This window comes from bacterium (assembly GCA_035703895.1).
Classification (GTDB): Bacteria; Sysuimicrobiota; Sysuimicrobiia; order Sysuimicrobiales; family Segetimicrobiaceae; genus Segetimicrobium.
Genome location: DASSXJ010000046.1, coordinates 1 through 5539 on the forward strand (window position 1 = coordinate 1; position 5539 = coordinate 5539).

The window sequence follows — 5539 nt, forward strand, 5'->3', positions numbered from 1 at the left end:
TTGGCGTGGGGCTCGATAAACGAACTTGGCGCGGTGAGATACCCCGACGGGTTCCACATGTCAGCGTATTGGGCCGTTAAGCGCAGCATGCGTGGGCCGGAACCGGCCACCAGTACCGGCGGACCACCGACCCGTGGCCCGCGAGGGGTAATCTCGCAATCACGGACTTGGTAATACTTGCCCTCGAAATCGACGTGTCCGGTCTTGAGGAGGGGCGCGATGATCTGCAACGCTTCCTCCAACCGCCCCACGCGATGGTCAAAGGGTATCCCGAAGGCACGGAATTCGGGTTCATTCCAGCCAGCACCGACTCCCAGGATGAATCGCCCATGACTGACTTCGTCCAGCGTGTCGGCCATCTTGGCCAGAAGAGCGGGATTCCTGAACTGATTGCACAGGACGAGCGTGCCCACTTCGACGCGCTGGGTGGCTTCGGTCAGTGCGGAGAGCATCGTCCAGCACTCCCAGATCCCCCGCGTCGGTTGTCCCGGAGAACGGTAGAGGAGATGATCATAGAGCCAAATGGAATCGAATCCCGCATCTTCCGCTTGGCGCGCCATCTCGCGGATTTCAGGATAGCGCGGCGCGCGCCCGAGCTCTGGCCGAAGGGCTAGCAGCACAACAAACCCGATCTTCACAGTGCCCCCAGCTCTATTGGGTTGCGTGTGCGCAAACGCGTGATTACGATGTACGCGGCCATGCTGTTCTCTTGGTTTGGATACCGCTACTTGGCAGTCGCGATCAGCACCCGAAACTCGTTCTCCATACGGTATCCGCCGTCTGCCTGCTTGAACGGTGCGAGCGCGGTGACGACCGCCTCCCTCACGCGTGGCTCACCTGATGTCTGAATGGCTTTGACGGCCGGGCCGGCCGACAGCATCCCGCGCAAGGCCGTCCCCTGGTCTGGGTACTCGTAAGGGCAGGCGACATCCAGGACCTCTTGCGGCGTCAGGTTGGCCTTGGCGACCAGGGCCTCGAGTGCACCCTCCGCCGAGAGGGCGAATGGCCCAGGGGCCCCGGGAGGCGGAGGCGGCAGGAGTGACCGCAGGGCCTCCAGGTACCGGGCAGTCTCGCAGCGCTCCGGCTTCCCCCACGTGGTAATGACGATCAGTGCGCCAGGACGCCCGACCCGCCGCGCCTCGCTGAGGGCGTTCGTCGGGGTCGCGGCGAACTGAAATGAGTTGAACCCGGTCACGACATCGAACGCCCTGTCATCGTAGGGCAGCGCCTCCATCTCCCCGACACGGAAGTCGCCCTGCGGGAGACGCTGCGTTGCGATCGCGATCAGCGCCGGTGCGGCGTCGATACCGGTGATCGACGCCCCGCGTGCGGCCGCCAGCCCGCAGAACACGCCGGAACCGCACCCGACGTCGAGCAGCCGGGTACTCGCGCCAACCCGAACCCTGGTGAGCACCGCCTCATACATCGGTCGGTGGACGTGCTCCTGCACATCGGCCCAATCCCGCGCCCGTGCTCCCCACAGTTGCCCCTGCACGGCCGCTGATCCCGCCGGCCGGTCCATTAATGCTGTCCCCGGGCAGCGGCACCGGTGCGCGCTTCGAGGGCTCTCACGAATGCGTCCGCGCCGGACACCCACCCAAAGAGCGTTTGGATGACCAAGAGGGATGCGTCGTGGTTACTCGTCGGCAAGTTGTGCCCGATCGGCTCGCCGGTACAGTCCGCCAGCAGCACACACGAATAGTCCCTGAACGTTGCGTCCCTGATGGTCGACTCGACGCATACGCATGTAGACAACCCGGTGACGATGAGGTATTTCGCTCCGAGCCGCTTTAGGATGCCGTCCAAGTCGGTTTGGTAGAAGCCGCTGAATCGAGTCTTGTAGAGCGTAATGTCTTCGGCGTGCGGAGCTAGGTCGCTGAGAACGTCTGTGTTCCATGTGTCTCGCACCAGGATCCGGCTCTCCGTGCCGTCCGGGGCACGGACGGCCTCTCCGATGCGCAGGGGCAAGTGTTTGAGCCGGTTCGGAGAATCGGGAGGGCCGGCATCCGAAAGGTCGGGACGATAGCCCATCTTGAGATAGATGATCTTGATACCCGCATCGCGGGCCGCCGCGAGGACCTTCTTCGTGGACCCGACGGCGCTCGGGACCATTGATATGTCAATCCCGGCCAGGTCGAACATCCCACCCTTGGAGGCAAAGTCATTTTGCATGTCGACGACAATCACAACCGTCTTGGAGGTGTCGATGCTGATCGGCTCAGGCTTCGCCTCGATGACTGCGACGCGACCGCTTGCGACTCGGGAGTGCGGCTCTCCGGGCATACCCACAGCCCTCCTCAAGGAATTCGCTAGGGTTCGTCGCCGAACCGCTTGATGTCCTCCGGGCCCGTCTTGGTCGCGACCTTCCCTTTGCCCTGGACCGCCTCCCGGATCTGCTCGACGACGTCCGGGTTCGCCAGCGTCGTGACATCCCCGGTGTCCATCGTGTTCGAGATCGCTGCAAGCACCCGCCGCATGATTTTTCCGGAACGGGTCTTGGGCATGTCCGGCACGATGCGGACCTCCTTCGGTCGTGCGATCTTTCCGATCGTGGTCTCAATGCTGTGGACGACCTTCTCCTGGACGGCTTTGCTGGGCTCGACCCCCGGTTTGAGCGAGATGTAGACCTCGGGGACGCGGCCCTTGAGGTCGTCGACCACGGGGACGACCGCGGCCTCGGCGACCTCCGGAACGGTGAGAGCGGCCGATTCCAGTTCCTTGGTGCCAAGGCGGTGGCCGGCCACGTTGATGACATCATCGACCCGGCCGAGGATCCGGTAGTAGCCATCGGCCGCCTGCATCGCGCCGTCTCCCGCGAAGTACGGCCAGTCGCGCCAGGCCTTGCTCTGCGGGTTCTTGTTGTACTTCGCGTAATACGTCTTGACGTAGCGGTCGGGGTCCCCCCAGATCGTCTGCATGATGCCGGGCCAGGGGTTGCGGATGCAGATGTTGCCGGCCTTGTTGGAGCCCGCGGGGATCTCGTGGCCCCGCTCGTCATAGATCACGGGGTGGATCCCCGGCATGCCGGGCCCGGCGCTCCCGGGCTTCATCGGGTCCAGCGCCGGTTTCGTGCTGCACAGGAACCCCCCGTTTTCGGTTTGCCACCACGTATCGACGATGACGGCCTCGCCTTTGCCCACCACCGCGTGGTACCATTTCCATACCTCGGGCTCGATCGGCTCCCCCACGGTCGTCATGTGCTTGAAGGAGTAGGCGTGCTTCTTGGGCTCCTCCGGCCCGGCCTTACGGAGCATGCGGATCGTCGTCGGCGAGGTGTGGAAGATGTTCACGCCGAGCCGCTCGGCGATCCGCCAGGGGCGCCCGGCATCCGGATAGGTGGGCACTCCCTCGTAGAGCACGCTCGTGGCAGCTAGCGCCAGGGGACCGTAGACGATGTAGGAGTGCCCCGTGATCCATCCGATGTCGGCAAAGCACCAGTAGACGTCCGTCGGATGAATATCCTGGATGTACTTCGACGTCCCGGCGACGTAGGCGAGATAGCCCCCGGTCCGATGCTGGCACCCCTTGGGCCGTCCGGTGGTTCCGCTCGTGTACATGAGGAAGAGCGGCGCTTCGGCGTCCATCGACACAGGCGCGACCGTTCTGCCGGCATACTCCTTGAGGACGTCGTTCATGAGGAAGTCCCGCCCTTTGACCATGGGGGTCGAGGTGGCCGACTTGTCCCTCAATCGCTTCCACACCAGCACCTTCTCAACACGCTGGCCTTCCTTCGCCGCCGTCGCGACGGCGATGTCCGCATTAGACTTGTGGTCCAGCAGTTTGCCGTTCCGATAGTATCCGTCCATCGTGATGAGGACCCGGCTCTGGGAGTCCGCGATCCGGATGCCGCACGCTTCGCCGCTGAACCCGCCGAACACCACCGAGTGGATGACGCCCAGCCGGGCGCAGGCCAGCATGGTGATCGGGAGCTCGGGCGTCATCGGCAGGTGTAGCGTGACGCGGTCGCCGGCTTTCAACCCGGCGAAGTCCCGGAGCAGCGCGGCCACTTCGTTGACCCGGACGTACAGTTCCTGGTACGTCAACGCCACGTGCGGCTCATCCTCCGGCTCGGGGACGAAGATGAGCGCGGCCTTGTTCTTGTACTTCTTGAGGTGCCGGTCCACGCAGTTGTAGGACACGTTGAGCTTGCCGCCGACAAACCATTTCCAAAATGGTGCGTTGCTCGCATCCAGCGTCGTGTGCCAGTATTGGTCCCAGGTGAGGAGGTCGGCATACTCTCGGAAGCAGTCGGGAAACCGGTCGAGGCTGAACCGCTGGGTGATCGCCGGGTCCTTCAGGTTGGCCTGGCCGATGAACTTGGCCGGCGGGTAGTAATACTCTTCCTCTTTCCAGTGAACGGCGATCTCGGCCTCGGTGACCTCGGTGGCGGTCTGTGTCTCTCGGACGCGAGCCATGGAGCGATCCTCCTTCAGAAAGGGTATCCGCGGCGCCCCGATTGCGCGCCTGCGATGTCTGTTCTCACCTGTCTCGACTCCCTCCTGCGAGCCGCCCTGAACCATGGCGGCCTGCTGACGCACCTTCCGCTTCGGTCGTACTGGAGGATCCCACAGTTTCTGGGCTTCACCGCTCAACTCCGGCGCCAACTGAGCGGCTCCAACCGTGTTAACGGGGAGCGGACTTTCGACCCGTTCCCTGCGGAGAGTCAATCCTTGGAGTATCTACTTACTCTTCACCACCTCCCCTTTTAGAGTTCTTGTCCATGAATTCTTCGATCCGCACGCACGCTGAAGCGACGGCGTCTTGTCCCTGCATACGACCGACGATCCGCGCAGCCTCTTCCTGATAGCATGCTGTTCCCAACACTTTGCGGATGGCCGCGGAGAGTCGAGCCTCAGTTAGGTCCTGTCTCGGAATCACTTCGGCGATCCCCAAAGCAGCGGCACGGGCCGCTACGCCGGGCTGATCCCGGCCCCAGGGCACGAGGACCATGGCCACGCCGTAGGACAGCGCTTTGGTCACGATGCCATGCCCCGCGTGGCTGATGAGCAGGCAGCTTCGTTTAAGCACCTCGGAATGAGGCACGAACAGTTCAATCCGCGCATTCGGAGGGACGGCACCAAGCTCCTCGCGTGGATGGCGTTCAGAAAGGGTCAGCAGCGTGCGGACCCGGAACTCCGCCAAGGTCCGAAGCGCCGTGCGCGCCAAAGTCATTTCCCCTTCCTGAGGCGACATGCTCAAGGTGACCAGGACCCACCGAGGCCCGGGGACATCCAGGTACGCCGGCGCGTCGCTGGACCGTTCCCACGCCAAGGACCCCACGTAATAGTGATGCGCGGGCAAGCCAGGCGGAGGTGGGTCAAAGATCGGATCTGTTCCATGGAGGACCAGACTGGCCTCGCGGACGGCCGGCATCGATTCCTCACGAAAGACCCGCGACATTCCGATGAAGTCTGCCTCGGGCGGGCGTCGACTGCCGGGACCGAAGTAATATCCCGGATTGATGAAACAATACGGAATACCGCATTCAGTCTTGGTGAGTCTGGCCAGCTCAACGGTGAAGAGTTCGCTCACGATTGCC

The 5539-nt window shown here is 63.5% G+C and carries 5 protein-coding genes; all 5 read right to left on the minus strand.

Annotated features, from left to right (window positions below):
• The coding region (locus VFP86_03460; protein HET8998683.1) for an LLM class flavin-dependent oxidoreductase at nucleotides 1–638 on the minus strand (638 nt) is incomplete at its 3' end.
• Nucleotides 639–724: 86 nt separating this feature from the next.
• Nucleotides 725–1495 carry a class I SAM-dependent methyltransferase gene (locus VFP86_03465; GenBank protein ID HET8998684.1) on the minus strand — a complete coding sequence of 257 codons (771 nt, stop codon included), beginning with the start codon at nucleotides 1493–1495 and terminating at the stop codon, nucleotides 725–727.
• A gap of 26 nt (nucleotides 1496–1521) precedes the next feature.
• Nucleotides 1522–2283 carry a cysteine hydrolase gene (locus tag VFP86_03470; protein ID HET8998685.1) on the minus strand — a complete coding sequence of 254 codons (762 nt, stop codon included), beginning with the start codon at nucleotides 2281–2283 and terminating at the stop codon, nucleotides 1522–1524.
• A 26-nt stretch (nucleotides 2284–2309) separates the two neighbouring features.
• On the minus strand, nucleotides 2310–4415 hold the full coding sequence (acs, locus tag VFP86_03475) for an acetate--CoA ligase (protein ID HET8998686.1): 2106 nt from the start codon (nucleotides 4413–4415) through the stop codon (nucleotides 2310–2312).
• Between the two features lie 268 nt (nucleotides 4416–4683).
• Nucleotides 4684–5539 (minus strand): nucleotide disphospho-sugar-binding domain-containing protein (locus VFP86_03480; protein ID HET8998687.1); only part of this gene is annotated, 856 nt, incomplete at its 5' end.

What these genes read in the sequence shown, in the direction of transcription:
- acs (HET8998686.1), bottom strand. Translation starts at nt 4,415, where the DNA reads ATGGCTCGCGTCCGAGAGACACAGACCGCCACCGAGGTCACCGAGGCC.
- VFP86_03470 (HET8998685.1), bottom strand. Translation starts at nt 2,283, where the DNA reads ATGCCCGGAGAGCCGCACTCCCGAGTCGCAAGCGGTCGCGTCGCAGTC.